The 26,605-nt window shown below is 60.2% G+C and carries 25 protein-coding genes; 17 read left to right on the top strand and 8 right to left on the bottom strand.

The features are described from left to right. On the top strand, positions 1–381 hold a 381-nt coding region (locus tag AC1DYF_RS36865), incomplete at its 5' end, for a transposase (RefSeq protein ID WP_477883446.1). A gap of 137 nt (positions 382–518) precedes the next feature. Here AC1DYF_RS36865 and AC1DYF_RS36860 read toward each other — a convergent pair. The 3 genes from AC1DYF_RS36860 to AC1DYF_RS36850 all read right to left on the bottom strand — a co-directional run bounded on the left by AC1DYF_RS36860 (position 519) and on the right by AC1DYF_RS36850 (position 2,452). Continuing rightward, positions 519–800 carry a type II toxin-antitoxin system RelE family toxin gene (locus AC1DYF_RS36860; protein ID WP_477883445.1) on the bottom strand — a complete coding sequence of 94 codons (282 nt, stop codon included), beginning with the start codon at positions 798–800 and terminating at the stop codon, positions 519–521. Further along, positions 790–1,038 (bottom strand): type II toxin-antitoxin system Phd/YefM family antitoxin, encoded by a 249-nt coding sequence (locus AC1DYF_RS36855; RefSeq protein ID WP_477883444.1) that lies wholly within the window; start codon positions 1,036–1,038, stop codon positions 790–792. Before AC1DYF_RS36855 ends, AC1DYF_RS36860 begins: the two co-directional genes overlap by 11 nt. Positions 1,039–1,411: 373 nt before the next feature. Next, positions 1,412–2,452, bottom strand: coding sequence for a LacI family DNA-binding transcriptional regulator (locus AC1DYF_RS36850; RefSeq protein ID WP_477883443.1), 1,041 nt, complete (start codon positions 2,450–2,452; stop codon positions 1,412–1,414). A 340-nt stretch (positions 2,453–2,792) separates the two neighbouring features. Here AC1DYF_RS36850 and AC1DYF_RS36845 point away from each other — a divergent pair, with 340 nt between their 5' ends. The 3 genes from AC1DYF_RS36845 (at position 2,793) to AC1DYF_RS36835 (ending at position 6,473) form a co-directional block, all read left to right on the top strand. Beyond that, positions 2,793–3,785, top strand: a complete 993-nt coding sequence (locus AC1DYF_RS36845; RefSeq protein ID WP_477883441.1) for a substrate-binding domain-containing protein — start codon at positions 2,793–2,795, stop codon at positions 3,783–3,785. Positions 3,786–3,946: 161 nt separating this feature from the next. Further along, entirely contained in the window at positions 3,947–5,467 is a 1,521-nt protein-coding gene (locus tag AC1DYF_RS36840; RefSeq protein WP_477883439.1) for a sugar ABC transporter ATP-binding protein, read from the top strand. Positions 5,468–5,522: 55 nt separating this feature from the next. After that, entirely contained in the window at positions 5,523–6,473 is a 951-nt protein-coding gene (locus AC1DYF_RS36835) for an ABC transporter permease (protein WP_477883448.1), read from the top strand. A 68-nt stretch (positions 6,474–6,541) separates the two neighbouring features. On the opposite strand, the gene AC1DYF_RS36830 is transcribed toward AC1DYF_RS36835, so the two are convergent. From AC1DYF_RS36830 to AC1DYF_RS36820, 3 genes are all read right to left on the bottom strand, one after another. Next, the gene (locus AC1DYF_RS36830) at positions 6,542–7,207 is read right to left on the bottom strand and encodes a hypothetical protein (RefSeq protein WP_477883437.1); all 666 of its coding nucleotides are present in this window, start codon (positions 7,205–7,207) and stop codon (positions 6,542–6,544) included. Between the two features lie 166 nt (positions 7,208–7,373). Next, positions 7,374–9,083: an AAA family ATPase gene (locus AC1DYF_RS36825; RefSeq protein ID WP_477883435.1), complete on the bottom strand. Its 1,710-nt coding sequence runs from the start codon at positions 9,081–9,083 to the stop codon at positions 7,374–7,376. 444 nt (positions 9,084–9,527) lie between these two features. Next, entirely contained in the window at positions 9,528–10,421 is an 894-nt protein-coding gene (locus tag AC1DYF_RS36820) for a helix-turn-helix domain-containing protein (RefSeq protein ID WP_477883433.1), read from the bottom strand. 124 nt (positions 10,422–10,545) lie between these two features. Here AC1DYF_RS36820 and AC1DYF_RS36815 point away from each other — a divergent pair, with 124 nt between their 5' ends. The 11 genes from AC1DYF_RS36815 to AC1DYF_RS36765 all read left to right on the top strand — a co-directional run bounded on the left by AC1DYF_RS36815 (position 10,546) and on the right by AC1DYF_RS36765 (position 21,539). Continuing rightward, positions 10,546–12,072 carry an aldehyde dehydrogenase gene (locus tag AC1DYF_RS36815; protein ID WP_477883431.1) on the top strand — a complete coding sequence of 509 codons (1,527 nt, stop codon included), beginning with the start codon at positions 10,546–10,548 and terminating at the stop codon, positions 12,070–12,072. Positions 12,073–12,100: 28 nt separating this feature from the next. Further along, complete coding sequence (locus AC1DYF_RS36810) at positions 12,101–13,396, top strand: ABC transporter substrate-binding protein (RefSeq protein ID WP_477883430.1); 1,296 nt, start codon at positions 12,101–12,103, stop codon at positions 13,394–13,396. A gap of 25 nt (positions 13,397–13,421) precedes the next feature. Further along, positions 13,422–14,171 carry an ABC transporter ATP-binding protein gene (locus AC1DYF_RS36805; protein ID WP_477883428.1) on the top strand — a complete coding sequence of 250 codons (750 nt, stop codon included), beginning with the start codon at positions 13,422–13,424 and terminating at the stop codon, positions 14,169–14,171. Then, positions 14,168–14,893, top strand: coding sequence for an ABC transporter ATP-binding protein (locus tag AC1DYF_RS36800; protein ID WP_477883426.1), 726 nt, complete (start codon positions 14,168–14,170; stop codon positions 14,891–14,893). The genes AC1DYF_RS36805 and AC1DYF_RS36800 overlap by 4 nt, the downstream gene beginning before the upstream one ends. Continuing rightward, complete coding sequence (locus tag AC1DYF_RS36795) at positions 14,890–15,786, top strand: branched-chain amino acid ABC transporter permease (RefSeq protein WP_477883424.1); 897 nt, start codon at positions 14,890–14,892, stop codon at positions 15,784–15,786. Before AC1DYF_RS36800 ends, AC1DYF_RS36795 begins: the two co-directional genes overlap by 4 nt. Before the next feature lie 8 nt (positions 15,787–15,794). Further along, on the top strand, positions 15,795–16,814 hold the full coding sequence (locus AC1DYF_RS36790) for a branched-chain amino acid ABC transporter permease (RefSeq protein WP_477883422.1): 1,020 nt from the start codon (positions 15,795–15,797) through the stop codon (positions 16,812–16,814). Between the two features lies 1 nt (position 16,815). Then, positions 16,816–17,601, top strand: a complete 786-nt coding sequence (locus AC1DYF_RS36785) for a coniferyl-alcohol dehydrogenase (protein ID WP_477883420.1) — start codon at positions 16,816–16,818, stop codon at positions 17,599–17,601. 22 nt (positions 17,602–17,623) lie between these two features. Next, positions 17,624–19,072 (top strand): aldehyde dehydrogenase, encoded by a 1,449-nt coding sequence (locus tag AC1DYF_RS36780; RefSeq protein WP_477883419.1) that lies wholly within the window; start codon positions 17,624–17,626, stop codon positions 19,070–19,072. A gap of 141 nt (positions 19,073–19,213) precedes the next feature. Continuing rightward, positions 19,214–20,140 carry an alpha/beta hydrolase gene (locus tag AC1DYF_RS36775; protein ID WP_477883417.1) on the top strand — a complete coding sequence of 309 codons (927 nt, stop codon included), beginning with the start codon at positions 19,214–19,216 and terminating at the stop codon, positions 20,138–20,140. Between the two features lie 270 nt (positions 20,141–20,410). Then, positions 20,411–20,851 carry a hypothetical protein gene (locus tag AC1DYF_RS36770; RefSeq protein WP_477883416.1) on the top strand — a complete coding sequence of 147 codons (441 nt, stop codon included), beginning with the start codon at positions 20,411–20,413 and terminating at the stop codon, positions 20,849–20,851. A 250-nt stretch (positions 20,852–21,101) separates the two neighbouring features. After that, positions 21,102–21,539, top strand: a complete 438-nt coding sequence (locus tag AC1DYF_RS36765) for a glyoxalase superfamily protein (protein ID WP_477883414.1) — start codon at positions 21,102–21,104, stop codon at positions 21,537–21,539. Between the two features lie 45 nt (positions 21,540–21,584). Here the strand turns inward: AC1DYF_RS36765 and AC1DYF_RS36760 are convergent, their stop codons facing one another. Both AC1DYF_RS36760 and AC1DYF_RS36755 read right to left on the bottom strand, forming a co-directional pair. After that, positions 21,585–21,983 carry a hypothetical protein gene (locus AC1DYF_RS36760; protein ID WP_477883412.1) on the bottom strand — a complete coding sequence of 133 codons (399 nt, stop codon included), beginning with the start codon at positions 21,981–21,983 and terminating at the stop codon, positions 21,585–21,587. 181 nt (positions 21,984–22,164) lie between these two features. Beyond that, positions 22,165–22,992 (bottom strand): MerR family transcriptional regulator, encoded by an 828-nt coding sequence (locus tag AC1DYF_RS36755; protein WP_477883410.1) that lies wholly within the window; start codon positions 22,990–22,992, stop codon positions 22,165–22,167. Between the two features lie 135 nt (positions 22,993–23,127). Here AC1DYF_RS36755 and AC1DYF_RS36750 point away from each other — a divergent pair, with 135 nt between their 5' ends. Beyond that, the gene (locus AC1DYF_RS36750) at positions 23,128–24,408 is read left to right on the top strand and encodes a 4-aminobutyrate--2-oxoglutarate transaminase (RefSeq protein WP_477883408.1); all 1,281 of its coding nucleotides are present in this window, start codon (positions 23,128–23,130) and stop codon (positions 24,406–24,408) included. Positions 24,409–24,412: 4 nt separating this feature from the next. Beyond that, positions 24,413–25,888: an NAD-dependent succinate-semialdehyde dehydrogenase gene (locus AC1DYF_RS36745; protein WP_477883406.1), complete on the top strand. Its 1,476-nt coding sequence runs from the start codon at positions 24,413–24,415 to the stop codon at positions 25,886–25,888. Positions 25,889–26,605 lie beyond the last annotated feature (717 nt).

The following is a 26,605-nucleotide window of genomic DNA, read 5'->3' as shown; positions in this document are numbered from 1 at the left end:
TTTCTGATCTTCGTGCTGATCCATGGGGCCAACGTGCAGGACCGCGACGGTGCGCCCGATGTTCTCAAGGCCATCCGCTACCGTTTCCCATGGCTGCGCCATATCTTCGCCGATGGTGGCTATGCGGGCGACAAGTTGAAGTTGGCGATGCGCCGTCACGGGCAGTGGACAGTCGAAATCGTTAAGCGCTCTGACAAGGCCGCGGGCTTCGTCTTGCTACCACGCCGATGGGTTGTCGAAAGAACATTTGCTTGGCTCGGGCGTTGCCGCCGCCTCGCCAAGGATTGGGAAAAGTCCATCGAAAGCTCAACAGCATGGGCGCAAATCGCTTCAATCCGAATGCTCACAAGGCGCATCGCAAGGTATTGGATCTACGAATGAACTTTTGAATCGGGCTCTTAGATTGGACGGAAATCTACGGTCGGCTTTGGAAAGGACTCCGCCTTCGCATTTTAGGAAGCAGGCGACGAATGCAGCGTAGATTGTTGGTGCACCGTTGCCAGCGGACCTGTGCGCTGTCATCTGGTGTCGGCCGCTTTATAGACTTCCGAACGCTCCCGTTTGCCGACGGCGATGACGAGCACGACCACCTCAGTGTCGCGAACCTCGTAGACGAGCCGATAGCCGCTGCTGCGCAGCTTGATCTTGTAACGATCCTTGCTGCCATGCAGCTTCGCCGAGGGGATGCGCGGTGTCGTCAGTCGTTCAACAAGCTTCTTCTTAAACTGAGAGCGAGTATTCGGGTCGAGTTTGCGCCATTCTTTCTCTGCTTCCACCAGGAACTTGAGCTTAAAGCTCATCGACGCTGACCTCGATCTCCTTCTGGCCTTTGCGGGCATCAGCGATCGCATTCAGCTCGATATCCTCGAGGCGATCCATCAACGCTTCAAACGCCTTGGCCGGCACACAGTAGAAAGCCGGCTCGTTGCGATTGAGAATGGCGACCGGAAAGCCTTCGCCAGCTGCGACAGTGCCCATCGGATTGCGTTTCAATTCAGAAACACTGGCCGTGACTTCTGCGAGGATCGTATGTGGCATAATGGTCTCCATGGCTCAGCACTTTAAATAGCACTCGTAACAGGTCTGTTCAAGGATCGCGCGATCCGAAGGGGCAGCTGGGAAAGGGCACTGTCCGTGGCTTGATTCGGCCCCTCCCTTTTGATCATTGCCGATGACACGGTCTACAGCCCCGTGGAGCCGCTCAGCCCGCGTCGATTATGGTGGCGGCTTCTGTGGCTTCTACGAATGCGAGGGCAAGCCGTTGTTTTTGCTCCGAGAGGCGAATTGCGCTTCCGGATAACCGGCAAGATCACACATTTTCAGGGCATGTGTCACACGGCGGGCAGTCTCCCACCACCCCTACTTAAGCCGAGTGGGCAAGTGCCGAGTAGCTTGGTAAAGATTGCTGAGGTCACCGGCCCCTTGCCGATCGTGTTGCGTTCAGATCAGGTTGGGGCGGAGCCGTCGAGTCACCCTCCGAAAGCTTGCACGGAAAGAGAATTGGCGCACCACCATCCGGCAGCGTTCTCGTGCCGAGAAGGATTTCGACCGCGGTGGCGGCAATTTCCGGAATCGGTTGCCTGACAGTGGTGAGCCGTGGCGTCGTCATTTTCGAAAGCGGGATTCCGTCGAAGCCCATGATGGAAAGAGCGGCTGGCACCGGAATTCCGAGATCGTGGGCGGCCCGCATGCAGCCGATCGCCTGCTGGTCCGAGCTTGTGAATATTGCGGTCGGCCGCTCGTCCCGTGCACGGGCCAGGAGATAATTGCCCGCTATGCGCCCGCTTTCATAATCGAAGGTCGCTTCCGCAACCATCGGCGCCAGAGGCAAATGGTGGGCGTCGGAAAACTGCTCGATGGCATCGAGATAGCCGGCGAGGCGGTCATTGGCCGGCGTGGACCCTGACGGTCCGGATATGAAGCCGATACGGCGATGCCCGAGCGTCAACAGATGTTCGACGCCCAGTCTCGCCCCATGACGATGATCCGATGCCACACCGGGATAAGCCGACATGAGGCGATCGACCACCACGATCGGCAGGCCCTTCGGCGGTTTGACCGCATGAAAACCATTGCTGGGGACGAGGATGATCCCGTCCACCTTTCGGCCGGCAAGCTGCGCCAGCCGATCGGCTTCCTTGGCGACGTCGTCGAAGGAGGTCATGAAGATCACGTTATGGCCGTGATCCGTGGCCGCCTGCTCTGCGGATTGCACCAGTTCAGAGAAAAACGGGTTGGTCAGATCGGGTATGACAATGCCAATCAGGCGGCTGACCTTGCTGCGCATGCTCCGGGCCAGCGGGTCCGGCATGTAGCYGAGTGTTTCTATCACCTGCTTTACGCGCGCCCGGACCTCTTCGGTAACCGAGGGGTGACCATTCAAGACCCTCGAAACAGTCCCGGTCGCAACCCCAGCACGCTCCGCGACTTCCCTGATTCCAACTTTCCGCATGGACGAAGCGAGTTCCATTCCTATTCGGCTGCAATGGCGAGCCAGGCCCGGCGCGGCTTGCGACTTTCGAAGCGCAGCACCGCTCCGAACGCAGGAACCGTTACGATCTGCAGCGCGGGATCGCAAACGAATTCATATCGCCTGTCGCTCAATGAAGCAATGGAAACGATTCACGGAAAGGTGCGTGAGCGTCATGTAAATCGCGCGTCAAGGTCGATTTTCATGTAAATTTGCCGTCTTGACAAGGGTATCCCGCATTGTTACCCAAAGCGCGTTGGAAACGGTTCATCAACGAATAGCTGGGGAGGACTCGGCTGGGAACCGTTCTTGGGAGGATAAAATGGCGAATTCCACGCAGTCTAAATCCGATTCCGTCAATGCTGGCCGCCGCCGCGCATTGAAAATGGGCATAGCCGGTTCGGTCGGCCTGATCCTGGCAGCAACTTCGTTCGCTTCCCCCGTTTTCGCAGGAAGCAAGCCGAAGGTCGGCCTGATCATGAAATCCTTGTCGAACGAGTTCTTCAAGCAGATGAAGGCCGGTGCCGATGACTATGCGGCAAAGAACACCGACAAGTTCGACTTCAAGGCTGTCGGCATGAAGGATGAACGCGATTTTGCCTCACAGGTCGATGCCGTCGAAAACTTCGTCACGCAGAAATATGACGTCATCGTCGTCGCGCCCGCCGACTCCAAGGCAATGGCAACGCCGCTCGCCAAGGCCGTGAAGGCCGGCGTCAAGGTCATCAACATCGACGTGCCGCTCGATGCCGATGCGAAAAAGGCCGCAGGAATCGACCTCGCCTTCTTCGGCCCTGATAACCGCGAGGGCGCACGGCTTGCCGGCGATGCGCTTGCCAAGGATCTGGGACCGGGCGCCAAGGTCGTGATCCTCGAAGGCAATCCGGAAGCCGACAATGCCAAGGAACGCAAGGAAGGCTTCGAGGATGCTATCAAGGCCGGCAAGCTTCAGCTTCTCGACAGCAAGACCGCGCATTGGGAAACCGAGGAAGCCAACACCCTCATGACCAATTTCCTGACCAAGTACCAGGACATTCAAGGCGTGATGGCGGCCAACGATTCCATGGCGCTGGGCGTCGTCAAGGCGCTTGATGCAAGCGGCCAGAACGGCAAGATCAAGGTCATCGGTTTCGACAACATTCCCCCGGTTCAGCCGCTGATCAAGGGCGGCAAAATGTATGCCACCGTCGAACAATACGGTGCAAAGATGGCCGTGATCGGCATCGACTACGGCCTGCGGGAACTTGCCGGCGAAAAATTCACCGGCTGGGTGAAGACCGATATCAAGCTCATCACCGCCAAGGACTTGCAGTAGCAGCAACAGCGAACTTTGACATGGCAACACGCCGGCCTTTTGGCCGGCGTGTTGGACCTTGATGGCATCTTGTCGTCGATCGAATTATGATTGGCGTCCTGCCGGTGTTGCCATCGGCAGCGAGTTAACATTTCCCCCATTGGAAGACGCGTGAGGCTGATTTGTCGGACCTGCCGGATGACCACATTTTGAAGCTGGAGGGGATCGGAAAGCGTTTTCCGGGCGTCGTGGCGCTCAACGACGTCTCCATCGACTTCCGCCGCGGCAAGGGCCACGTCCTGTTGGGCGAGAATGGCGCCGGAAAATCGACCCTGATCAATCTCCTGGGCGGCGTCTTCAAACCCGACGAAGGCCAGCTCTGGTTCGACGGCAAGCCTTACAGCCCCGCCTCGCCCCATGCAGCCTTCAAGGCAGGAATCCGCATCGTCCATCAGGAACTGCATCCGCTGTCCAATCTGACGGTTGCAGAAAATCTGCTTTTCGAGCATCTGCCGCGCCGCTTCGGCCTGGTCGACTACACGAAAATGAACCGGCGGGCCGAAGAACTCCTGTCCGAGGTCGGCCTGGACATAGCGCCCACGACTCCGGCCGGCCGCCTGAGCGTCGCGCAGCTTCAGCTCCTCGAAATTGCAAAGGCTCTTTGCTACGAGAGCAAATTCCTCGTCCTGGACGAGCCGACCGCGACCTTGACGTCGCACGAGGTCGACCGGCTGTTTGCGATCCTCAAACGGCTGAGAAACCGCGGGGTTACGACCCTCTACATCTCCCATCGGCTCGAAGAAGTCTTTGAAGTCGGCGACGACGTGAGCGTCCTGCGTGACGGCCAGCACGTCATCACTCGCCCGCTGGCAGGCCTGACCGTTCCCGAGATCGTCGAGCTGATGGTTGGACGGACGATTTCAAACCACGGCGTTTTCCGTGACGACAGCCCGGTGCATGGGGAAGCGCTTGGCGTGTCGGGCTTGCAGGTGACGCGCAACAGCCCGCAGCTTTCCCTTTCGGTCGGCCACGGCGAAATCGTCGGCATCGCCGGCCTGGTCGGCAGCGGGCGAACCGAGGTGGTCCGGGCGATCTTCGGCGCGGATGTCAAACATGCCGGTGAAATTCGCGTCAATGGCAGGCCAGTGACGATCAACTCGGCCAAGGATGCCGTGGCCGCCGGCCTTTGCCTGGCGACGGAGGATCGAAAGACGCAGGGCCTGCTCCTGGACCTGAGCTGCGCGCACAACATGACCATTGCCGATCTGAAAAAGATCTCCCGCAACGGCTTGATCGCGCGGAAAGCTGAGCAGCAGCATTCCGAACGCCTCGTGCGGGAATTGCGGGTGAAGACCCCGTCGATCCACCAGGCCGTCAGAACCTTTTCCGGCGGCAACCAGCAGAAAGTCGTCATCGCCAAATGGCTGTTCCGCGGCCCGAATGTGCTGATTTTCGATGAGCCGACCCGCGGCATAGATGTGGGCGCCAAGGCCGAGATCTATGAGCTTCTGTGGAAGCTTGCCGCCGACGGCAAGGGAATTCTGATGGTTTCATCCGACCTGTCGGAACTCATGGGCATTTGCCATCGCGTCATCGTCTTGTCGGATGGCAAGATTGCCGGGGAAGTGCCGCGCCAACAGTTTGAAGAGAGCCGGATTCTCTCGCTCGCCTACAAGGAGTACAGCCGTGTCAGAGAACGCTGAAAATTCAATCGGGGCGAAAGAGAACCATCTCTGGAACACCATCCTCAGGATTTCGATGCGCGAAGCGGGCGTGGCGATCGCCTTTGTCCTGATCCTGTTGTTTTTCTCGGCGACGGCACCCTATTTCGCCACGCCGGAAAATTTCCTGAAGATCTTCGTTCAGATCGCCATCAACACGGTCCTGGCTTCGGGAATGACCTTCGTCATCCTCACAGGCGGCATCGATCTTTCCGTCGGTTCGCTGCTGGCGCTCTGCACGGTTGTCGGCGCGACGATCATGATCGACCCGCGGTTCTCTCCCTGGCAGGCCATCGTACTGGCCACGCTTGCTTCCATGGGCACCGGCGCTGTTCTCGGGGCAATCAATGGCTGGGTCTGCGAGAAGTGGAAGCTGCCTTCGTTCATCGTCACCCTCGGCATGCTCAATGTCGCAAGCGGCCTGGCGCGCGTGGTCAGCGATAATTCGACCATCACCGGCCTGCCGCAGCCCTTCGTCGATTTCGGCAATCTGATCTTCTGGGGCGTGTTCCCGTCGATCTTCCTGATCGCCATCGTCGTCGTCCTCGTCGGTTGGTTCGTGCTGCGCTACACGGTGTTCGGACGCTTCGTCTTTGCCATCGGCACGAATGAGGAGGCCGTCCGGCTCTCTGGACATAATCCCAGGAAATACAAGATCGCAGTTTTCACCATCTCCGGACTGACCGCCGGCATCGCCGCCATGGTCTATCTCCTGCGTCTCAATGTCGGCAGCCCCGTCGCGGGCATTGGCTATGAGCTGAATGCGATCGCCGCGGTCATCATCGGCGGGACGAGCCTGTCCGGTGGCAAAGGCTCGATCATCGGCACCCTGGTCGGCGCCTGCATCCTGCAGGTCTTGTCCACCGGACTACAGCTGCTCGGCGCCGACGACAATGTCAAACCGATCGTCATCGGCGCCGTCATCGTCCTCGCCGTCATTGTCGACACCTATAGAGGCAGGCTGTTGCGGATTCTGGAAACGCGCTGAAGCGGGTGATCAAGCGGAGTGAGCGGGCTCCGTTACGCTTGGCGCCACGTATATTTATGTTCAGATCATCATCGGTAAGGTGGCAACTCACCATTCGTTATGTAGTCTACTAGAGCAGCATTAGCCAACACTGCTGCATAGAAAATGTGCTGCCATGCGTTGGGAGTCGGAGTTGCCGCAGTATCTCGGAAGACAGTCAAGTTCCCTGCTACGTCCAGATCCGCAGCTCGAAGCTTATGGGACGTCCGCAACAGCCGCTGATACTCGTTCCTGAAAAAGCGGGCGTACCGAGAAACAATCCCAAGCTCCTCAACGTGCCGCCTGACAAGGCTGGTCTCCTCCGGAGTCAAGCCGGCTACCGGCTCCAGATCAAACGTAGGCGTGGCAAACGGAGCGTTTATTGACAGCTGAAGCACTTGGTTTGCGAGAAAAACGTCAAAATATGGATGGAGAAAGAACCTTGGATTCGCCGCGTCGCCCGTCTTCTCCTTCTTGTTGGTCTGGCACGCATCGCACATGGGGAACAGGTTGTACGGCGTGACGCAGAAATGAGGGTACTTACCTTTCGGCAGATAGTGATCAAGCGTGTTCGGTGCTCCAGCCTCACCACAGGCAGGGCAAATTGACAGGTCATGGTCGCGCAGCGTCGCAAGCATGCTACCCTGAACGGAACCCTCTGTAGGGGAAATGTAGAGGTTGAGGAAACTTCCCTTCTTGTGTTCGATGTCGGCCATAGAGGCACCGTCGCAGGTGATCCGGCACCATCAATGTATGCTTGGACGCGATTCCTCCAATCCTGCCGTATCCCAGTAAAGAACCCGGCATTCTTCCCACCTTGGCGCTCGTTGACAATTTCGTCGACCAGATCGAGGCTATCAACTGCCGGGTGCGTAAGATTCATTACCACTGGTCACGCTCCATGGACTTGATCTGTATAATCAGTTCCTCATTCAGATCATCGCCCAGTTCGGCAATCAGCGCGTCAGCAGATCCGATATCGTCGAGCTGCGTCCTGATCCATGCTTCAAAGGGCTTAGACACGGCGCGGTCGCCGAAAACATATGACGAAATCCGCTGAAAGTCGCCGCCGAATGTCTGGAAAGGCGGATGTTTGAGAACCACGTCATCTTCAGTCTTTTCGAACACATGGACGCAATCCGATGGAACCTCTCTGACCGTCACAACCGAATGGGTCGCAAGTAGCGCCTTCGAATTGAACCTGGACAAAATGGTCTTGAGCATGTCAACGAACTGGATTTCAAGCGTCGGATGAAGAAACAGCTCCGGTTCGTCCACGAGAATCAAGCTATTGCGACGGATTGCTCCAAGAATGTTTATGACGATGTAGGCAAACAGCCTCTGCCCTGAGCTCAGCTCTATAGGCTGCCCATCATGGAAGAACGTGACACCAGACGCCGACAGGAGCGAAGAGGTTAACCGCTCCTCATCTAGTTGCTGAATACTCTCAGAGCGGATCGGGATGAAGCGCTTGCGATCTGCCCCATCAGTAAGATCGATGTTGAGAGGGGTTATCTCTGCGGCATCCTGATAGAAGGAACTCACCCTTGCCCGTGGTGCAACCTCCACCGCAGCGAAATCGAAGACGATCGCCGTCCGCAAAACGCGCTCCATGGTTTCAACCTTGTGGGACCACCCGCGCACCACGCTTAATCGCCGATCGTCGGCTAGGCACTGGATCAAAGATTGTGCTGCGTTCCGCTTCGGCTGCTCAAGGGAAAGTCTGATCGACCCGAGCTTGCTAGAATCGACAGGTGTCCCCCGCCCTCGCAGACCGAAATAGCGGTAAGCCTCCTGATCCTGGAGCTTGTGCCCAGTCAGATCGACAGGGAAACGTTCGAACGGGCTGTAGGATACGACCACGAGCTGAGATAGGTTCGGCTTCCTAACGAAGCCTGTCTCTTTCTCTTCGGACGGAGAAATCCAGTCCCGCACGATCTGGTGGAGCAGTTGAGATTTGCCATAGCCGTTAGGACCAATCAGCACGTTCACGTCGTGCGGAAGACGAGTGCGGGGTTGGAACTTTAGCTCAAGCGTGTCAGTATTGCCGAACACGTTCTTGAATTGGAATCCCATGTCCAGGACCGCAATGGCCTGTCGCTCGAATACACGCCAGCCGTCAAGGAAAGCCTGGATGCTGGCGCGTTCACGCTGTAATGAGCTTCGAAACCCGGAACTGTCAATCAAGGATTGAGCTTCGGCATCTACCGCAATATTGATCAGATAGCTTGCATCGCGCAGCGCTTGTGCAACCGTGATGGCAACATCGGTACCTAGAGATCCTTCTATCTGTTCATAGAAGGTGATTTCGGTCGGAACCGAGATATAGTTCATATCGGGAATTGGGAAAACACCGTCCCATCCCTCTGCACGCAGTCGGTCCAAGGTTGAACTCGAGGTAAAGGAGTCTTCGATCAGCAGCTTAACGCCGGGCACATCGACAACCTCATCATTCATGCGGCAGGTGACTAGAAAGCTAGTCTTGAAGCCGTAATCGTCCCAATTATTGGACAGAAGTTCGATTACGTCACCCTCTTGGAGAGGCGGAGGATTTGTGCGGCGGCTCGAACGCCCCAAATACATAACTTGCATTAGTGCTTACCTGCCACTCTTGGTTAGAATAAATCAATGAATCAACCTTAGCATTGTGCATCCAAAACCGCGACCGAAATAGCCGCAGATCATACCGCGACGCGGTTTCCTACACGGTTTGCGCAAAGTATGGAGCTGGACATGTCGGTACCACAAAGGATCAACGATTTCATCACCAAGCATCGACCGAGCTATGTCTGCAACAAATGCATCGCGAACGGAATCGGATTGACGAATGACACCGCGCATCCAGCGCAGGTCACCGGGGCGCTTGCCACCACAAGCGAATTTATGCAGGAACACGGAACATGCTCAATCTGCAAGAACAATAAGAAAGTCATTCGTCGCGCCTGAAGGACCATAAGGCCAGTGACACCGACTTTACATATCGGCAACGCGGTTACGGTCAGGCATGCCACGCATGGGGATGTGGCAAGCATATCCTCATGGCCACTCATAATACCCCGACGACAGCGGCACCGCCGCCCCTGTCGCCCCCACCGCCAGCGCCCGATATTTCGCCGGCGAAACACCTGTCTTGCGCTTGAAGAAATGGCTGAAATTCGCCGGGTCGCGAAAACCCAGGCTATCGGAAATCTCCTGCACGCTGCGGGCCGCCCGTTCCAGCCGTAGCTTCGCCTCCTGCACCAGCCGGTCATGCACCAGTTCGATCGGAGGGCGCTTCAAAGTCCGCTGGCAGATGGCGTGCAGCCGGTCGGGGCTGATGCCGAGTTCGACGGCATAGTCGGCGATCGACCAGTGCTGGCGGAAATTCGCCTCCACCGATTGCCGGAAGCGCTGAAGGATCGAGCCGGTGCCGGTCGCCGACGTCGCAGCACGTTCGCCAGCGCCGGAGAGCCGCCACGCCGCCATGAGGATCAGCCGCGCATAGGCGCCGGCCACCATGCGCGAGGCGCGCCCCTCCTGGTGCAGTTCGGAAATAAAGCCCTGGAACAGCGGCGCGATCTCCAATCGCTGCACATTCTCCAGCCGGTCGGTGATCGAGAAGCCGCTGGAAAACAATCTCAGCGACGGTGATTCCGCATGGTCGCCGATCGCCTCGCCGATAATCTCCGGCGACACACCGATCAGGTGCCCATGTGCGCCTGCGGCAATCGCCAGGCTCTCGCCTTCCGATGGCGGAAACAACACCAGCGCCGGCCCGTGGACGATCGTCGGATTGTCGCCGCGCGCGATCGTGATCGTGCCCGTAGCGAGAAAAACGGCATGGTGGAACCAGCGCTGCGGCGCCCGGCCGATGCGGATCACCCGCTGCGAGATCGCCGGCTCGAAGGTTTCCCCGCGTGCATCGTGATGGATCGCCGCATCATTATGCATTTTCAGTGCCCGCCATTGAGAATGAGCTCCATTCTACCCGGAATTTCACAAGTTTAAACCGGAAAATCACATTCATATTCCCCAAACCTGCGCTACTCTCATGACAGGCCTTTGGGAGGAGGCGATGATGTCAGTCGAGGCGCGGGTGGATTTCTTAGGGGATAAGACGGTTTCGCGCTTCGAAGCGCCGGCTGCCGCTACCCGTGCCGCCCGGCTTCTCATCGGCGGATCGGATCGCGATGCCGCCCATGGCGCGAGCTTCGAGCGCCACAATCCCATCACCGGCGAACTTGCCACCACTGCCAGCGCTGCCAGCCTCGACGATGCGCTTGCCGCTGCCGATGCGGCAGCCGCAGCCTTCCCGGCCTGGGCCGACAGCACACCCGCTTTTCGCCGCTCTGTTCTCGAACGCGCCGCCCGCATTCTCACGGAGAATGAAGGTCAAATCGTTGAAATCATGATGTCGGAAACCGGCGCGACCCGCGCCTGGTGCGCCTTCAACGTCAAGCTCGGCAGCGGGATTTTCCGCGATGCCGCCGCCATGACAACGCATGTCAGCGGCGCGGTCATTCCCACTGACCGACCGGGCGTCACCGCCTTCGCCATCCGCCAGCCGGCCGGCGTCTGCCTGGCGATCGCGCCCTGGAATGCGCCGATCATCCTCGGCGTCCGCTCCATCGCCATGGCGCTCGCCTGCGGCAATACGGTGATCCTCAAAGCCTCCGAACTCTGCCCGGCCACACACCGCGCCATCGTCGACGCGCTGGTCGAGGCCGGCATTCCCGCGGGCGTTATCAATCTTGTCTCCAATGCCCCGGCCGATGCCTCTGCGATCGTTGAGGCGCTCGTCGCCCATCCCGTCGTGCGGCGGATCAATTTCACCGGTTCGACCCGCGTCGGCCGGGTGATTGCGCAGGTAGCGGCCAAACATCTCAAGCGCTGCCTGCTCGAACTGGGCGGCAAGGCGGCCTTTATCGTTCTTGACGATGCGGACCTCGACGAGGCGGTGAAGGCCGCCGCCTTCGGCGCTTTCTTCAACCAGGGCCAGATCTGCATGTCGACAGAGCGGATCATCGTGCTCGACAGCATCGCCGACGCCTTCGTCGCCCGCTTCCGCGAAAAAGTCCGGACACTGAGGGCTGGCGACCCGGTGCTCGGCCATATGCCGCTCGGCTCGCTGGTCACCGCCGATTCCGCCCGCCGCGTCCGCATGCTGATCGACGATGCGCTTGCCAAGGGCGCCACCCTGCTCGCCGGCGGTGACAGCCATGACGCCTTCATGGACGCTACCGTGCTCGACAATGTCACGCGGCCGATGCGCCTCTACCGCGAGGAAAGTTTTGGCCCGGTCGCCGTCATCATCCGCGTCGCCGATGCCGAAGAGGCGATCACCATTGCCAATGATTGCGAATACGGCCTCTCCGGCGCCGTCTTCGGCCGCGACATCGTCCGCGCCATGGCCATCGCCCGCCGCATCGAATCCGGCATCTGCCACATCAATTCCGCCACCGTCGCCGACGAACCGCAAATGCCCTTCGGCGGTGTCAAGGCTTCCGGCTACGGCAAATTCGGCGGCATGGCCGCACTCGATGAATTCACCGAACTGCGCTGGATCACGCTCTCCGCGCAGCCCGGCGACTATCCGATTTAATGCAGGTAATTCAACATGGGAGGAAAACATGACGAATGAAAAGAAGAGCGGCCTGACACGCCGCGAACTGATGGCGGCCACAGCCGCGACAGGTGTAGCCCTCGCGCTCGGCACCCGCCCTGCCTTTGCCGCCGACAGCCTCAAGATCGGCTTCATCAGCCCGCGCACCGGCCCGCTCGGCGGCTTCGGCGAGACGGATGGCTATGTGCTCGATCTCGCCCGCAAGGCGCTGGAAAAAGGCCTCGCGATCGGCGGCAAGACATTCAGTGTCGAGATCATCGACCAGGACACCCAGTCCGATCCGTCGCGCGCCGGCCAGCTGGCCAAGGACCTGATCAACAACCAGGCCATCGACATGATGCTGGTGATCTCGACGCCGGAAACCATCAACCCGGTTGCCGATGCCTGCGAGGCTGCCGGCGTGCCCTGCCTTTCCACCGTCATGCCCTGGGAAGCCTGGTATTTCGGCCGCGGCGCCAAGCCCGGCGCGCCGTCGCCGTTCAAATGGACCTATCATTTCGGTTTCGGCGTCGAGGAATTCCACAAAGCCTATGTGTCGCAGTGGAATCTGATCCCGACCAACAAGAAGGTCGGCGTCATGTATCCGAACGACGCCGACGGCAATGCCATCCGCGCCCATCTCGCGCCCCTTCTGCAGAAGGACGGCTTCACCATCGTCGATCCTGGCGCCTATGAGACCGGCACGACTGATTTCTCCAGCCAGATCAGCAAGTTCAAGGACGAAGGCGTCGAGATCATCAACACCTTCCCGATCCCGCCGGATTTCGCCGCCTTCTGGCGCCAGGCCGCCCAGCAGGGCCTGCATAAGCAGGTCAAGATCCTGCAGGTCGCCAAGACCGGCCTCTTCCCCTCGGATGTGGAATCACTTGGCCAGCTTGGCGTCAACATGGCAAGCGCCTGCTACTGGCACAAGGCCTTCCCCTATAAGTCGACGTTGACCGGCATCAGCGGCACGGAACTGGCCGATGGCTATGAAACCACGTCGGGCAAGCAGTGGACGCAGCAGCTCGGCGCCACTCTGGCACTGTTCGATGCCGGCTTCGAAGCGCTGAAGAAGTCGGGCGATCCGAAAACCAAGGAGACTGTCGCCAAGGCGATCGCCGGGCTCAACACGGTCACCATCGCCGGCAAGGTGGATTTCACCTCCGGCCCGGTGCCGAATGTCGCCCCCGGCCCGATCATCTGCACGCAATGGGTCAAGGCTGCCGACGGCGCGAAATTCCCGCTCGACTATGTCGTGACCGAAAACGTCACCGATCCGAACGTGCCGGTGGCTGCCAAGCTTCTGCCTTACAACGCCTGATCAAGGCTGATTACTCGGAAGTAAAATGTTGAACGATACGGATAGCAGGACCGGCCCCGGCCGGTTCTCGGGGATCGGCATCCACAAAAGGTTCGGCGCGCTCGCCGTGCTCGAGGATGTCGATTTCTCCATGGGCCTCAACGAAGCGGTGGGGATTGTCGGCCCGAACGGCGCCGGCAAGACCACGCTGCTCGCCACGCTGGCCGGCGCTTTCCCGCCGAGTGCGGGTGCTGTCAGCTTTGCCGGCCGGGACGTGACGCGGCACTCTGCCGCCGACCGTTGCCGCGCCGGCCTGGTCCGCACCCATCAGGTGCCGAAACCGTTTCTCGGCATGACGACATTCGAGAACGTCTATGTTGCCGCTTCGCATTCGGTGAAGGGCCGAGATGAAGCCTATGAGCGCGTCATCGGCGCGCTCGACATGTGCGGCATGCTTGGCGTCGCCAACCGTCGCGCCGAAACACTGGGGTTGCTCGACCGCAAGCGTCTGGAATTGGCCCGTGCGCTGGCCACCGGTCCACAAGTCATCCTGCTCGACGAGATCGGCGGCGGGCTGACTGATTCCGAAGCGCAGGAACTCGTGCTGACCATCCAGGAACTCAAGCGTCGCGGTCTCGGCATCGTCTGGATCGAGCACATCGTGCATGTGCTGCTGCAGGTCGTCGACCGGCTGATCTGCATGGATGCCGGAAAAATCATCGCCGATGGCGAACCGCAGACCGTGATGTCCGACCCGCAGGTGGTCAAGGCCTATCTCGGCGGAGGACCGAAATGACAATCCTCGCCATCGACAATCTTACCGCCCGCCACGGCCTGCTCGAGGCCGTCAGAGGCATCTCTTTCTCCGTGCAGAAAGGCGAAACGCTGGCTCTGGTCGGCGCCAATGGCGCAGGCAAGACCACGCTGCTGCGCACGCTCGCCGGCGCCCACGCCGTCGCCTCCGGCGCGATCCGTCTCAAGGACGAAGACGTGACCGCGCTTCCCTCGCACAAGCGCGTGGCGAAGGGCATTGCGCTGGTACCGGAAGGCCGGCGCATGTTCGCCTCGATGACCGTGGCGGAAAATCTCAAGCTTGGCTCGATGGCCGATCGCAAGGGCGACTGGTCGATCGAAAAAATCCTGGAAATCTTCCCCAATCTGAAGAAACGCATCAACCACAAGACCGGCCACCTCTCCGGCGGCGAACAGCAGGCTACGGCCATCGGCCGGGCGCTGATGAGCAATCCGGATGTGCTGCTGCTCGACGAAGTCTCGCTCGGCCTGTCGCCGCTGATCGTCGACCGCGTCTATGAATCGCTCGACGGCCTGATCAAGTCCGGCACGACCATCATCCTTGTCGAGCAGGACCTGGCGCGCGCCATGAATGTCGCGAGCCGCGTCATCTGTATGCTCGAAGGCCGCATCGCGCTGGAGGGTGATGCCAGATCGCTCACCCGCGACCAGGTTACTGAGGCCTATTTCGGCCTGCATCGCGCCCGCAAAGGAGCCGTGGCATGATGAACCAACTCGTCCAGGGCATCCTGCTCGGCGGCTATTATGCACTGCTGGCCTGTGGCCTTTCCTTCATGTTTTCGGTGATGCGCATCATCAACCTAGCCCATGGCAGTCTCGCCATTTGCGCCGCCTATCTGATGTTCGTGCTCAGCGACCGTGCCCATCTGCCGATCTGGGCCTGTTTCATCATTGCCGTGATCGTCATGGCGATGGTCGGCTGGCTGATCCAGAGGCTGATCCTCGACCGCAGCGCCCGCGGCGGGCAATTGCTGCCGATCCTTTCTACCTTCGGCCTGTCCATGGTGATCGACAATTCGTTGTTCGAGCAGTTCGGCGCCAATACCAAATCGCTGGCCAACTCCATCGGCGACCTCTCCTGGGACAGCTGGCAACTGCCGGGCGGCATGTATGTCGGCAAGCTGCCGGTACTGATCTTCGTCGTCGCCGTGCTCCTGCTCGCCGGCCTGCAGCTGATGCTCAACTATACCCGCCTCGGCCGCGCCATCCGCGCTACGGCCGAGGACCCGGATACGGCCGGCCTGATGGGCATAGACGCAGCCCGCGTCAATGCCGCCGCCGCGGCGATCACGCTGGTGACGGTGACCATTGCCGGCATGTTCCTCGCCATGCGCGCCACCTTCGAACCCTATGCCGGCGCCACCCAATTGCTCTTCGCCTTCGAAGCAGCGGTGATCGGCGGCGCAGGCTCGCTCTGGGGCACGCTGATCGGCGGCATCATTCTCGGCATCGCCCAAACGCTCGGCGCCACGCTGCATCCGCTCGGCTTCCTGATCGCCGGCCATGCCGCTTTCCTGATCATATTGCTGGCGCGGCTATTCTTGCCCGATCTGGCCTTGCTGCCCGCCAGACTTGCCAATCGTAGAGGTGCCGCATGAGCGTCGACATGACCCTTCCGACCGCAGGCTCGGTCGAACGCTGGACCAGTTCTTCGCGCATCGCGGCCTGGCTGTCGATCGCCTTGCTCGCCGTGCTCGCCCTCGGTCCGGCCTTCCTCAGCGCCGGCATGGTCGACCGCATGACCGGGCTGTTCATCTACGTCATCATGGCGGCGATGTGGAATGCGCTGGCCGGCTTTGGCGGCCTGGTTTCGGTCGGCCAGCAATTGTTCTTCGGCCTCGGCGCCTATTTCACCGTTCGGCTCGCCTACCAAGGCATCGACCCCTTCATATCGATGCTGATTGCCGCCATCGCCGTCGCCGCTGTCTCCTGGCCGCTCTCCTTCCTGATGCTCAGGCTCAAGGGCGGCGAATTCGCCATCGGCATGTGGGTCGTGTCGGCACTCGTGCATCTGCTGGTCAATCTCGACCGGCTGATCCAGGGCGAAACCGGCACCTCGCTGATCTCGCTCAACGCCTATGCCAGCGGCGAGCGGCGCGACCTGATCTACTGGTGCGCGCTTGCCGCCATGGCCGCCTTCCTGATCGGCCTCTTTGCCCTGTTGCGCAGCAAGACCGGTGCCGCCATCCAGGCGATCCGCGACAACGAGGATGCAGCAGGTGCCCTCGGCGTCAAGGTCACGGCGACCAAGCGGCTGCTCTTCGTGCTCGCCGCCGCCGGCATCGGCATTGCCGGCGCGCTGTGGCTGGCGAGCTCCGTCACGTTCCAGCCGAAGAACTACTTCTCCGTGCATTGGACGGCCTACATGATCTTCATGGTCCTGGTCGGCGGTATCGGCACATTCGAGGGCGCGATCCTCGGTGCGGTGATCTTCTTCCTGATCGAGACCTGGTTCAGTCAGTGGGGGGTCTGGTACCTGATCGGCCTCGGCCTTGTGGCGCTGATCTTCTCGCTGCTTTTTCCGCGCGGCATCTGGGGCGCGGTCGAAAGCCGCTTCGGCATCTCGCTGATGCCTGTGGGCTACCGGCTCCGGCTGCCCGAAACACCCATAAGAAAGGGAGAATGACATGTTATTGGGCAAGACCCTTGTCATTACCGGCGTCTCGTCGGGCATCGGCGCCCGCACGGCGGAACTGGCGGTAGCGCAAGGCGCCGATGTGATCGGCATCGACATGAAGGAGCCGGCCCAGCCGTCGGCCAATTTCATCAAGGGCGATCTTTCCAACCCGGCCGGCATCGAAGCCGTGGTCAAGCAGTTGCCGCTGCGTTTTGATGCACTGCTCAACGTCGCCGGCATTTCCGGCAAGATCGGCGCCGAGCCGACGCTGGCGATCAACTTCTACGGCCTGCGCCTGTTCACCGAAGCGCTCGCCCGACGTATCCGCGAGGGTGGCTCCGTCGTCAATGTCGCCTCGATCGCCGGCTATGGCTGGCGCGCCAATCTCGACCGCGCCAAGGCGCTGGTCGCCGAGACCGGCTTCCCGGACATCAAGGCCGTGATCGCCAGGCACAATATCCCCAACGAGATCGGCTACCCGCTCTCCAAGGAACTGCTGCTGCTCTGGACGCAGAAGGCGGCGCATGAGCGGCTGTTCAGGGATCGCAACATCCGCGTCAACGCCGTCAGCCCAGGCCCGGTGGAGACACAGATTCTCAGAGAATTCCGCTCCGTCTTGGGCGACGAGAAGGTCGATTCCGACATATCCCGCGTCGGCCGCGCCGGCACTGCGTCAGACATCGCCCCCGTCATCCTCTTCCTCGCTTCCGATGCCGCCCGTTGGATCAACGGCGCCAATATCGCCAATGACGGCGGCCTCGAAGCTTCGATCAACGCCGACGTGCTCGGCTTCTAACATCCAAAAGAAGGGAAACACCATGTTGGAACTCCAGCAAATCATTGGCGGCAAGTCCGTCCCTGCCTTTTCCGGCAAGACGTTTGACCGCATCGACCCCTATACCGGCAAGGTCGCGACCCGCGCTCCCGCCTCGGGCGTCGCGGATGTGAAGGCCGCCGTGGCCGCCGCTCACGCTGCCTTCCCGGCCTGGTCGAAGACCGGCCCTGGCGAGCGCCGCGCGCTGCTGTTCAAGGCCGCCGACATGCTCGCCTCCAAGGTCGACGAATTCGCCAAGATCATGATCGAGGAAACCGGCGGCACCGCGCCCTGGGCCGGCTTCAACACTATGCTTGCCGCCGGCATGCTGCGCGAGGCGGCCGGCATGACCACCCAGATCCAGGGCGAGATCATCCCTTCCGACAAACCCGGCACGCTCTCCATGGCGATCCGCCAGGCTGCCGGCGTCTGCGTCGGCATCGCACCGTGGAATGCGCCGATCATCCTCGGCACCCGCGCCATAGCCATGGCGCTCGCCTGCGGCAACACCGTGATCCTGAAAGCTTCGGAAGCCTGCCCTGGCCTGCATATGCTGATCGGCCAGGCGCTGGTCGAGGCCGGCCTGCCGGCGGGCGTGATCAACGTCATCAGCAACGCACCGGAAGATGCCGCCGCGGTTGTCGAGGCGCTGATCGCCGCCCCTGAAGTCCGCCGCGTCAACTTCACCGGCTCGACCCGCGTCGGCCGCCGCATCGGCGAACTCTGCGGCAAATATCTGAAACCTGCTCTGCTCGAACTCGGCGGCAAGGCGCCGATGATCGTGCTCGACGATGCCGATATCGATGCCGCCGTCAATGGCGCGGTCTTCGGCGCCTATGCCAATATGGGCCAGATCTGCATGTCGACCGAACGCATCATCGTACACGAGAAGATCGCCGACGAATTCGTCCGCAAACTGGCCGACCGCGCTTCCAAACTGCCGGCCGGCGATCCGCGCGGCCATGTCGTGCTTGGCTCGCTGGTGACGCCGGAAGCCGCCCTTAAGATGGAAGACTTTATCAAGGACGCGGTCGACAAAGGCGCCAAGCTGGTCGCCGGCGGCAAGCGCACCGGCTCGGTCGTCGAAGCGACTTTGCTCGACGGCGTCAAAATCGGCATGCGCGCCTATGACGAGGAGAGCTTTGGCCCGGTCAAGCCGGTGATCCGCGTGCGCGACGAAGAGGAGGCCATCGCCATCGCCAACGACACCGAATACGGCCTGTCAGCCTCCGTCTATAGCCGCGACGTGCAGCGGGCCATGGCTGTCGCCGCGCGCATCGAAAGCGGCATCTGCCACATCAACGGCCCGACCGTGCACGACGAAGCGCAGATGCCCTTCGGCGGCGTCAAGGGCTCCGGCTACGGACGCTTCGGCGGCAAGGCGGCGATCAACGAATTCACCGACTTGCGCTGGATCACTATTGAGGACCCGCACCAGCACTATCCGTTCTGATCAGTGCGAGCGGCGGTGCGGCATGTTCCGCACCGCCGACGCTCAACCAAGTTTCTCATATCTCAAACGCGGCGTGAATCGATGAAACCGGCTGCCACCGGTTTCGACGTGCCTATCAAAGCAAATCCCCAGGGAGGAACAATGTCCAAGCAGCAACTGGAATTCATTCTCAGCATCAGCGCCCAAAATCCGCCGCCGGAAAACGCCACACCGGCCGTCATGCGCGAATGGTTCGAAGGCATCAATGCCCAGACGCCGATTGCCGAGGGTTCGATGATCCAGCGGGTGGCGGCAGGACCTTGCGGCGGCGACCTCATCCAGCGCACCGACACGGACAAGCGCCGGCTCATCATCTATTTCCATGGCGGTGGCTTCTTTTTCGGCTCCAGCCGATCGCATCGGGTGATCGCCACCCACTTGGCGCGGGCGAGCGGTATCAGCGTCCTGGCGCCCGACTATCGTTTGGCGCCCGAAAACCCGGCGCCTGCCGCCCATGACGATGCCGTCGAAACCTATAAATGGGCTCTGGCGCAAGGCTATGATCCGGCAGCAATCGCTATTTGCGGCGACAGTGCCGGCGGCAATCTGGCGCTTTCGGTCGCTGTCCGCGCAAAGAAGGCAGGCTTGCCGCAGCCGGCCGCGCTGATGCTGATGTCTCCGGCACTCGATCTTGCCGGCATAGGCGAATCTCACCGCTCAGTGCCGGATGCGCCGCTTTTGACGCCCGAGCTCATGGCCATCTTCAACGCCTGTTACATTGGCGATGGCGACAGGAAGTCCGAGACTGTCACGCCGTTCTACAGCGATTTCACCGGTCTGCCGCCTGTGCTCGTGCATGTCGGATCGTGGGAAATCCTCCGCGACGATTCCATTACCGTGGTCGAACGGCTGAAGGCGGCCGGTGTCGATGCAGAACTCAAGGTTTTCGACGGCATGGTGCATTCCTGGCAGCTCTTCGCCCCAATGCTCGACGAAGGCATGCAGTCGATCGATGAAGCCGGCGCTTTCCTGCGCGCGAAGAAACTCGACGTCTCCAGCGGCGCAGCTGCCTCGGCGGCAGTGGCATAGGAATGGCGTCCGCCATATCAATGGCCCGATCGCATGACGAGGCGCAAATGCCCTTCGGCAGCGTGAGCGTTTCGACTACGGTCGTGTTCGGGGCGAGGCGGTGATCAACTGATCGGCACCGGGCCATCATCGAGGGCCCACACCAGCACTATCCGTTCTGAGGCTTGAATCGAAAGCAGTCATTCAACGTCACCTGTTCTTGGCCGCCTTGCTTTAAGGCGGCCATCGTAACCTGCTTGCCAGCAGGACCACTGCTGCTAATCTCTGGGAATGAAGCTCGGTGAACTGAAATCCATTGGCCACAACATCGCGGACTCGCTTGCGTGCGGGCTCGGATTGATGATCGGATATTATCCAACAGATATATTCGGCGAAGCGGCGAACAGTGGCGAAGGTTACATTCTGGTAGATTTCATTGCCGGAACATCGTCTGGCGCTCGTCCGTCAGCATCATTGTCCAGGGCGATCTCACTTTATGCCGACGCGTTGGATAACTTAAGTCAGCGGCATGGAGTCGGATCGCATGTATTCCGCAAACTGACGGCGAGATATGCGGTGGACTCGCATGGGAACCGATTTACGGTGACAGTCGAAGACCAAAATGGGCGTCACTCAACCGACGAATATCTCGGTTCGCCGGGCGAACGAGTCATGGATCTTGATGCACTGGGTCGAGTTCGTCCGAAGCGAACCTCTCAGAAAACAGAATGAGTCCATGACCGGGGCGGCTTCACGCCTTCCTTTGCAGCTCATGTCCACCGTCCGCATATCGCGTGATTTGACTTTTTGCGTTACCGGCACTAAGTCAGCGGCAGGGCAAGGGACCCCTGCCGCTCGCAGTCTTCGGACATGGTGAAGTCCCTGAATTCGGATCAACGTCTGATTTCCACTTGAGGCATTCCGGCCTTTGGCAATGCGGGCACCCAAGCATTGCATCGGAATGCCAGGAAAGAGGACTGTCATGGGTGACACGACCCAACTCCCCTCGCTGGATGCGCTCAAGGAGCAGGCAAAACGCCTGCGCGATGCGCTTGCCCGCCAGGGAACCCAGATCAACCATTCGAAATCGCTGGAGCTGATCGCCAGCCAGTACGGCTTCCGCGACTGGAACACGCTGCATGCCAGGCTCGGCAACAGGGTGCCGAAGCGCACGCTTTCGCTGGGCGACAAAGCCTCGGGCCGCTATCTCGGCAAGGCTTTTACCGGCCGGGTGATCGCCGTGCAGCGCATGACCGCCGGCAACATGACCCGCGTGACCTTCGATTTCGACGAGGCGGTCAATGTCTCGCAGTTCGAGAGTTTTGCCGTGATGCGTAAGCGCATCGTCTGCATGCTCGACGAGGAAGGCAAGACGGTGGAGAAGACTTCGAACGGCGTGCCGCATGTGGAACTGGCGTGAGAAGTCGGATGGTCGGCAGGCGGCTTTGCGTGAGCCGTCGACCCGTCAGTGTTCTTCCGACACATAGGGGTGACCGATGGCCGATAGCTTGATCCAGACCCATTCCGGATATCGTTCGTCATCAGCCCATATGTCGACCTCGACCTCGCGGGCCGGCGTCGGCAGATAGATATAGTGGAATGCCGCACTGTCGCTCAAGGTCACCACGCCGCTGGTGACCGAAAGCGTTCCGCTCCAGAGCTTTGTGCCGCTGTCACAGTCATGATCGGTAACTGTCACCAGCGAGGCGCCATCAACATCCGGCATGACGCAGAACGCCAGGCAATCGGCTGTCGCAACCACGAAGGCCGAGCCTGTATTGTCGGGTATGGCAAAATCGTCAATCGCATCCGAGAGAAACAGGATCGCGTGCTCGACTTCCATCTGCATCTGGAACCTGGGCATGACCGACCTCCGGTGGCATGGAGCCTTTCCCGGTTAAACGGCTGCAACCAGGAAAAGGCTCCAAATCCCCACTCTCGCATTCGGAGCCGCGACCTGCAAGCTCCCAGCATGTCGCCCGAAAGTGGTCCCCGGTTTCGGGATAACGACATGCGCAAGAACAAGAGAGAAAGCGCGACGCGCCTCAAAATGTCGGCGGCGTGTTGATCCAGATCAGCACCGTCTCGCCGGCAAAGCTGTTGCGCCAGCTGTGCGGCCGACGACTTTCGAAATAGAAGGAATCGCCGGTGCCGAGTTCGAAGAACTGGTCGCCATCGAGCACGATCTCGATGCTGCCGGCGAGTACATGCATGAATTCCTCGCCGTCATGCTGATAGGCGCCTTCGCTCGAGGCGCCGGGCGCCAGCACGAAGCGATGGCACTCCATCTGGTTCTTGCCCTCGGAGAGGATCTGCACCGTCACCCCGGACGATGTCCTCGGCCAGTGGGACCACGCGCCGTTGCGGATCAGCGACTCTCCCGAATTCCGCTCCTCCTGCCCGCTCAGAATGGCAAGCGTCGTGCCGAAATGGTTGACCACCTCATGCAGCGCCTTGAAAGAGAGGCCTTGCGAGGTGCGCTCGAAGGTCGACAGCAGCGACACCGACACGCCGGTGGCGGCCGCGACATTTTCCAGCGTCTTGCCGGCGTCGCGGCGCAACTGCCGCAGCTTCTGGCCGATGGCGGTATCGGCGTCGGCACTTGCTCCAGACGGCACCCGGGACTGCTCTTCCGCCTCCGGCACCTCCTGCAGCAGGCTCTCGCGGATCGCCGCAGGGTTGAGCCCCTTGTCCGTTCTTAGCCAGCTAATCTTCTTCAACCGCTCGACATGCGCCGCCTCGTACAGCCGCTGCCCGGATTCCGTCCGCACCGGCTCGATCAGCCCCTGGCTCTCCCAGAGGCGCAGCGTCGACGGCGATACGCCGGCCATGCGCGCGGCCTCGGCGATCTTGTATCGAATCTGCTCCTGCATGGCTGCAATCGGCCCCAAAAATCTCTTCGATCCATATTGCAACTCTACAGAAAAAATGCAAAGAATATTTTCGAAGCTGTGGGGAGCGCTTCTCCGCAGTGTTGCTTTCCGTCACTCACATCCCGGGAGATTTCCATGCTCAACACTGAAATTGCGGCCCGCAGATCCGATGCGATCTCGCGCGGCGTCGGCGTCACCACGCAGGTCTATGCCGACAAGGCGCAAAATGCGGAAATCTGGGATGTCGAGGGCCGTCGCTATATCGATTTCGCCGCCGGCATCGCCGTGGTCAATACCGGCCACCGCCATCCCAAGGTGATCGCCGCCGTCAAGGACCAGCTCGACCACTTCACCCATACCTGCCATCAGGTCGTGCCCTACGAGAATTATGTCCGCCTCGCCGAGCGTCTCAACAATGCCGTGCCGGGTAATTTCAAGAAGAAGACGATTTTCGTCACCACCGGTGCCGAAGCCGTTGAAAACGCGGTGAAGATCGCCCGTGCCGCGACCAACCGCTCCGCCGTCATCGCCTTTACCGGCGCCTTCCACGGCCGCACCTTCATGGGCATGACGCTGACCGGCAAGGTCGTTCCCTACAAGACCGGCTTCGGCGCGATGATGCCCGATGTCTTCCACGTGCCCTTCCCGATCGAACTCCATGACCAGACTATCGAGGATTCGCTCGCCGTCCTCGACAAGCTGTTCAAGGCCGATGTCGACCCCAACCGCGTCGCGGCCTTCATCGTCGAGCCGGTGCAGGGCGAAGGTGGCTTCTACGAGACGCCGCGCGCCTTCATGCAGAAGATCCGCGAAATCGCCGACAAATACGGCATCCTGCTGATTGCCGACGAAGTCCAGACCGGCTTCGCACGCACCGGCAAGCTGTTTGCCATGGAACATTATGGCGTTGCCGCCGACCTGACGACCATGGCCAAGGGCCTCGGCGGCGGCTTCCCGATCGCAGCCGTCACCGGCCGCGCCGAGATCATGGATGCACCCGGACCGGGCGGCCTCGGCGGCACCTATGGCGGCAACCCGATCGGCATCGCCGCCGGCAATGCCGTGCTCGATGTGATTGAAGAGGAAGGCCTCAACGAGCGCGCTGAATCGCTCGGCAACCGGCTGWAGCAGCGCCTGCATTCGCTGCTCGGCGACGTGCCGCAGATCGCCGACATCCGTGGCCCCGGCTTCATGAACGCGGTGGAATTCAACATTCCCGGAACGAAAAACCCCAACGCTGACTTCACCAGCAAAGTGCGCGAAAAGGCGCTGGCCAAGGGCCTGATCCTGCTCACCTGCGGCGTCTACGGCAATGTCATCCGCTTCCTCGCCCCGATCACCATCGAAGACAATGTCTTCGCCGAGGCGCTGGATATCCTTGAAGCAACCTTGCGCGAATGCGCAGCTGAGGCTTGAACCCATGATTTCCGATAAACTCACCTCCAAGCTCAAGGACCCGTCGCTGGTCACCGACAAGGCGTTCATTGCCGGCGAATGGGTCGCCAAGAGCGACAGCGGCAAGACGTTTGACGTCACCAATCCGTCGACCGGCGACGTCATAGCCACCCTGCCGGACATGAACCGCGCCGAGACCAAGCGCGCCATCGACGCCGCTCACAAGGCCCAGAAAGAATGGGCAAAGAAGACCGGCAAGGAACGCGCCGCGATCCTGCGCAAGCTCTACGACCTGATGGTCGCCAATGCCGACGACCTCGCCGCCATCCTGACCACGGAAATGGGCAAGCCGCTGGCCGAGGCCAAGGGCGAAGTCCTCTATGGCGCTTCTTACGTCGAATGGTTCGGCGAGGAAGCCAAGCGCGTCTATGGCGACACCATTCCCGGCCATCAGCAGGACAAGCGGATCATCGTCATCAAGCAGCCGATCGGGGTTGTCGCGGCGATCACGCCATGGAATTTCCCGAATGCGATGCTGGCGCGCAAATTCGCCCCGGCCGTGGCCGCCGGCTGCACCATGATCTCCAAGCCTGCCGCCGAGACGCCGCTTTCGGTCACCTCGCTCGCCATTCTCGCCGAGCGGGCCGGCATGCCAGCGGGCGTGTTCAACGTCATCCTGTCGAAGGATTCTCCGTCGGTCGGCAGGGAATTCACCGAGAATGACAAGGTCCGCAAGCTGACCTTCACCGGCTCCACCGAAGTTGGCCGCATCCTGATGCGTCAGGGCGCCGACCAGATCATGAAGCTCGGTCTGGAACTCGGCGGCAATGCGCCCTTCATCGTCTTCGACGATGCCGATCTCGACGCGGCCGTCGAAGGCGCGATGATCTCGAAATACCGCAACAACGGCCAGACCTGCGTTTGCGCCAACCGCCTCTACGTCCAGTCCGGCGTCTACGACGCCTTCGCCAAGAAACTGGCGGACAAGGTCGGCGCGATGAAGGTTGGTGACGGTTTCGAAACCGGCGTCAATGCTGGCCCGCTGATCACCAAGGCCGCCGTCGACAAGGTCGAGGAACACATTGCCGACGCGCTGGAAAAAGGCGCCAAGGTGGCGGTCGGCGGCAAGCCGGACGCCCATGGCGGCCTGTTCTTCCAGCCGACCATCCTGACCGGCGTGACGTCGGAGATGAAGGTTGCGCGTGAAGAGACGTTCGGTCCAGTCGCACCGCTGTTCAAATTCGACACCGAAGAGCAGGTGGTCGAAATGGCCAACAACACCGAATTCGGCCTCGCCTCCTATTTCTACTCGAAGGACGTCTCGAAGATTTTCCGCGTCGCCGAGGCACTGGAATACGGCATGGTCGGCATCAATACCGGCCTGATCTCCACCGAAGTCGCCCCGTTCGGCGGCATCAAGCAATCCGGCCTCGGCCGCGAAGGCTCGAAATACGGCATCGAAGACTATATCGAGATCAAGTATCTCTGCCTGAGCATTTGAAGCAATTCCGGCAAAGGTGCAGCAGTTCTGCATCCGGAACTGAGCAAAGAAAAAACGGGACATTTCCGGCGAACCTTATTTAAGCCGGAAATGTCCCGGATTCCTCGGTTGAATCGGCCCGACATCCGCTAGCTTGATTTCTTCGGGGAATATTTTGGAAATAATACTTCCGACATTAGTGATTTTCGCCGTTGTGGTTCTTTTGAAGGAGCGTGGAAAAATCGCCGCTCTCATCATAGTTTCTGTGTGCATTTGGCCCGTATATGTTCGAGAAGCATCTTTGTACATAATGTTTACGTTCATATCTGTTTTTGCTTTGGTTATCCTTTTGACACGGCGTAGGAAAATCAGGACACTCGCCATAATTTCCGCGTGCATTGCTTCTTTCTTTTTTGCGGACTCATATCTCGCCTACACAGACTATGATCGAACCCTTGGTTTCGCTTTCTATTTCCTGAGCAATTTCCTCTTTCTGCTTATCCTGGATGCTGTTGTCGTCGATGCGGTTGCCAGCCGTATGATCGACCTGTTCCTGCCGGACGAAAGCAGAAGAGTTTTCCTGAGAGCCCGATTTAAAAGTAGTTGAGCGATAACAGCAGGTTGTGATTCCCTTTTGGTGCTAAATCAAAATGGGGTTTCCGATGACCTGGACTGTTATCGCTCGGCGTGAGCATAACCGAGACGCGCTTCGTTTTCCAAGTGATTTGACGATTTGAC

The organism is Rhizobium sp. P2_G9 (assembly GCF_056403475.1).
The sequence above is the reverse complement of the archived record's forward strand: the minus strand, read 5'-3'. Positions and strand labels throughout refer to the sequence as shown.

What these genes read in the sequence shown, in the direction of transcription:
- AC1DYF_RS36745 (WP_477883406.1), top strand. Translation starts at nt 24,413, where the DNA reads ATGATTTCCGATAAACTCACCTCCAAGCTCAAGGACCCGTCGCTGGTC.
- AC1DYF_RS36795 (WP_477883424.1), top strand. Translation starts at nt 14,890, where the DNA reads ATGATGAACCAACTCGTCCAGGGCATCCTGCTCGGCGGCTATTATGCA.
- AC1DYF_RS36825 (WP_477883435.1), bottom strand. Translation starts at nt 9,083, where the DNA reads ATGCAAGTTATGTATTTGGGGCGTTCGAGCCGCCGCACAAATCCTCCG.
- AC1DYF_RS36860 (WP_477883445.1), bottom strand. Translation starts at nt 800, where the DNA reads ATGAGCTTTAAGCTCAAGTTCCTGGTGGAAGCAGAGAAAGAATGGCGC.
- AC1DYF_RS36845 (WP_477883441.1), top strand. Translation starts at nt 2,793, where the DNA reads ATGGCGAATTCCACGCAGTCTAAATCCGATTCCGTCAATGCTGGCCGC.
- AC1DYF_RS36770 (WP_477883416.1), top strand. Translation starts at nt 20,411, where the DNA reads ATGAAGCTCGGTGAACTGAAATCCATTGGCCACAACATCGCGGACTCG.
- AC1DYF_RS36755 (WP_477883410.1), bottom strand. Translation starts at nt 22,992, where the DNA reads ATGCAGGAGCAGATTCGATACAAGATCGCCGAGGCCGCGCGCATGGCC.
- AC1DYF_RS36855 (WP_477883444.1), bottom strand. Translation starts at nt 1,038, where the DNA reads ATGCCACATACGATCCTCGCAGAAGTCACGGCCAGTGTTTCTGAATTG.
- AC1DYF_RS36815 (WP_477883431.1), top strand. Translation starts at nt 10,546, where the DNA reads ATGATGTCAGTCGAGGCGCGGGTGGATTTCTTAGGGGATAAGACGGTT.
- AC1DYF_RS36820 (WP_477883433.1), bottom strand. Translation starts at nt 10,421, where the DNA reads ATGCATAATGATGCGGCGATCCATCACGATGCACGCGGGGAAACCTTC.
- AC1DYF_RS36775 (WP_477883417.1), top strand. Translation starts at nt 19,214, where the DNA reads ATGTCCAAGCAGCAACTGGAATTCATTCTCAGCATCAGCGCCCAAAAT.
- AC1DYF_RS36835 (WP_477883448.1), top strand. Translation starts at nt 5,523, where the DNA reads ATGCGCGAAGCGGGCGTGGCGATCGCCTTTGTCCTGATCCTGTTGTTT.
- AC1DYF_RS36810 (WP_477883430.1), top strand. Translation starts at nt 12,101, where the DNA reads ATGACGAATGAAAAGAAGAGCGGCCTGACACGCCGCGAACTGATGGCG.
- AC1DYF_RS36805 (WP_477883428.1), top strand. Translation starts at nt 13,422, where the DNA reads ATGTTGAACGATACGGATAGCAGGACCGGCCCCGGCCGGTTCTCGGGG.
- AC1DYF_RS36785 (WP_477883420.1), top strand. Translation starts at nt 16,816, where the DNA reads ATGTTATTGGGCAAGACCCTTGTCATTACCGGCGTCTCGTCGGGCATC.
- AC1DYF_RS36760 (WP_477883412.1), bottom strand. Translation starts at nt 21,983, where the DNA reads ATGCCCAGGTTCCAGATGCAGATGGAAGTCGAGCACGCGATCCTGTTT.
- AC1DYF_RS36830 (WP_477883437.1), bottom strand. Translation starts at nt 7,207, where the DNA reads ATGGCCGACATCGAACACAAGAAGGGAAGTTTCCTCAACCTCTACATT.
- AC1DYF_RS36800 (WP_477883426.1), top strand. Translation starts at nt 14,168, where the DNA reads ATGACAATCCTCGCCATCGACAATCTTACCGCCCGCCACGGCCTGCTC.
- AC1DYF_RS36790 (WP_477883422.1), top strand. Translation starts at nt 15,795, where the DNA reads ATGACCCTTCCGACCGCAGGCTCGGTCGAACGCTGGACCAGTTCTTCG.
- AC1DYF_RS36780 (WP_477883419.1), top strand. Translation starts at nt 17,624, where the DNA reads ATGTTGGAACTCCAGCAAATCATTGGCGGCAAGTCCGTCCCTGCCTTT.
- AC1DYF_RS36765 (WP_477883414.1), top strand. Translation starts at nt 21,102, where the DNA reads ATGGGTGACACGACCCAACTCCCCTCGCTGGATGCGCTCAAGGAGCAG.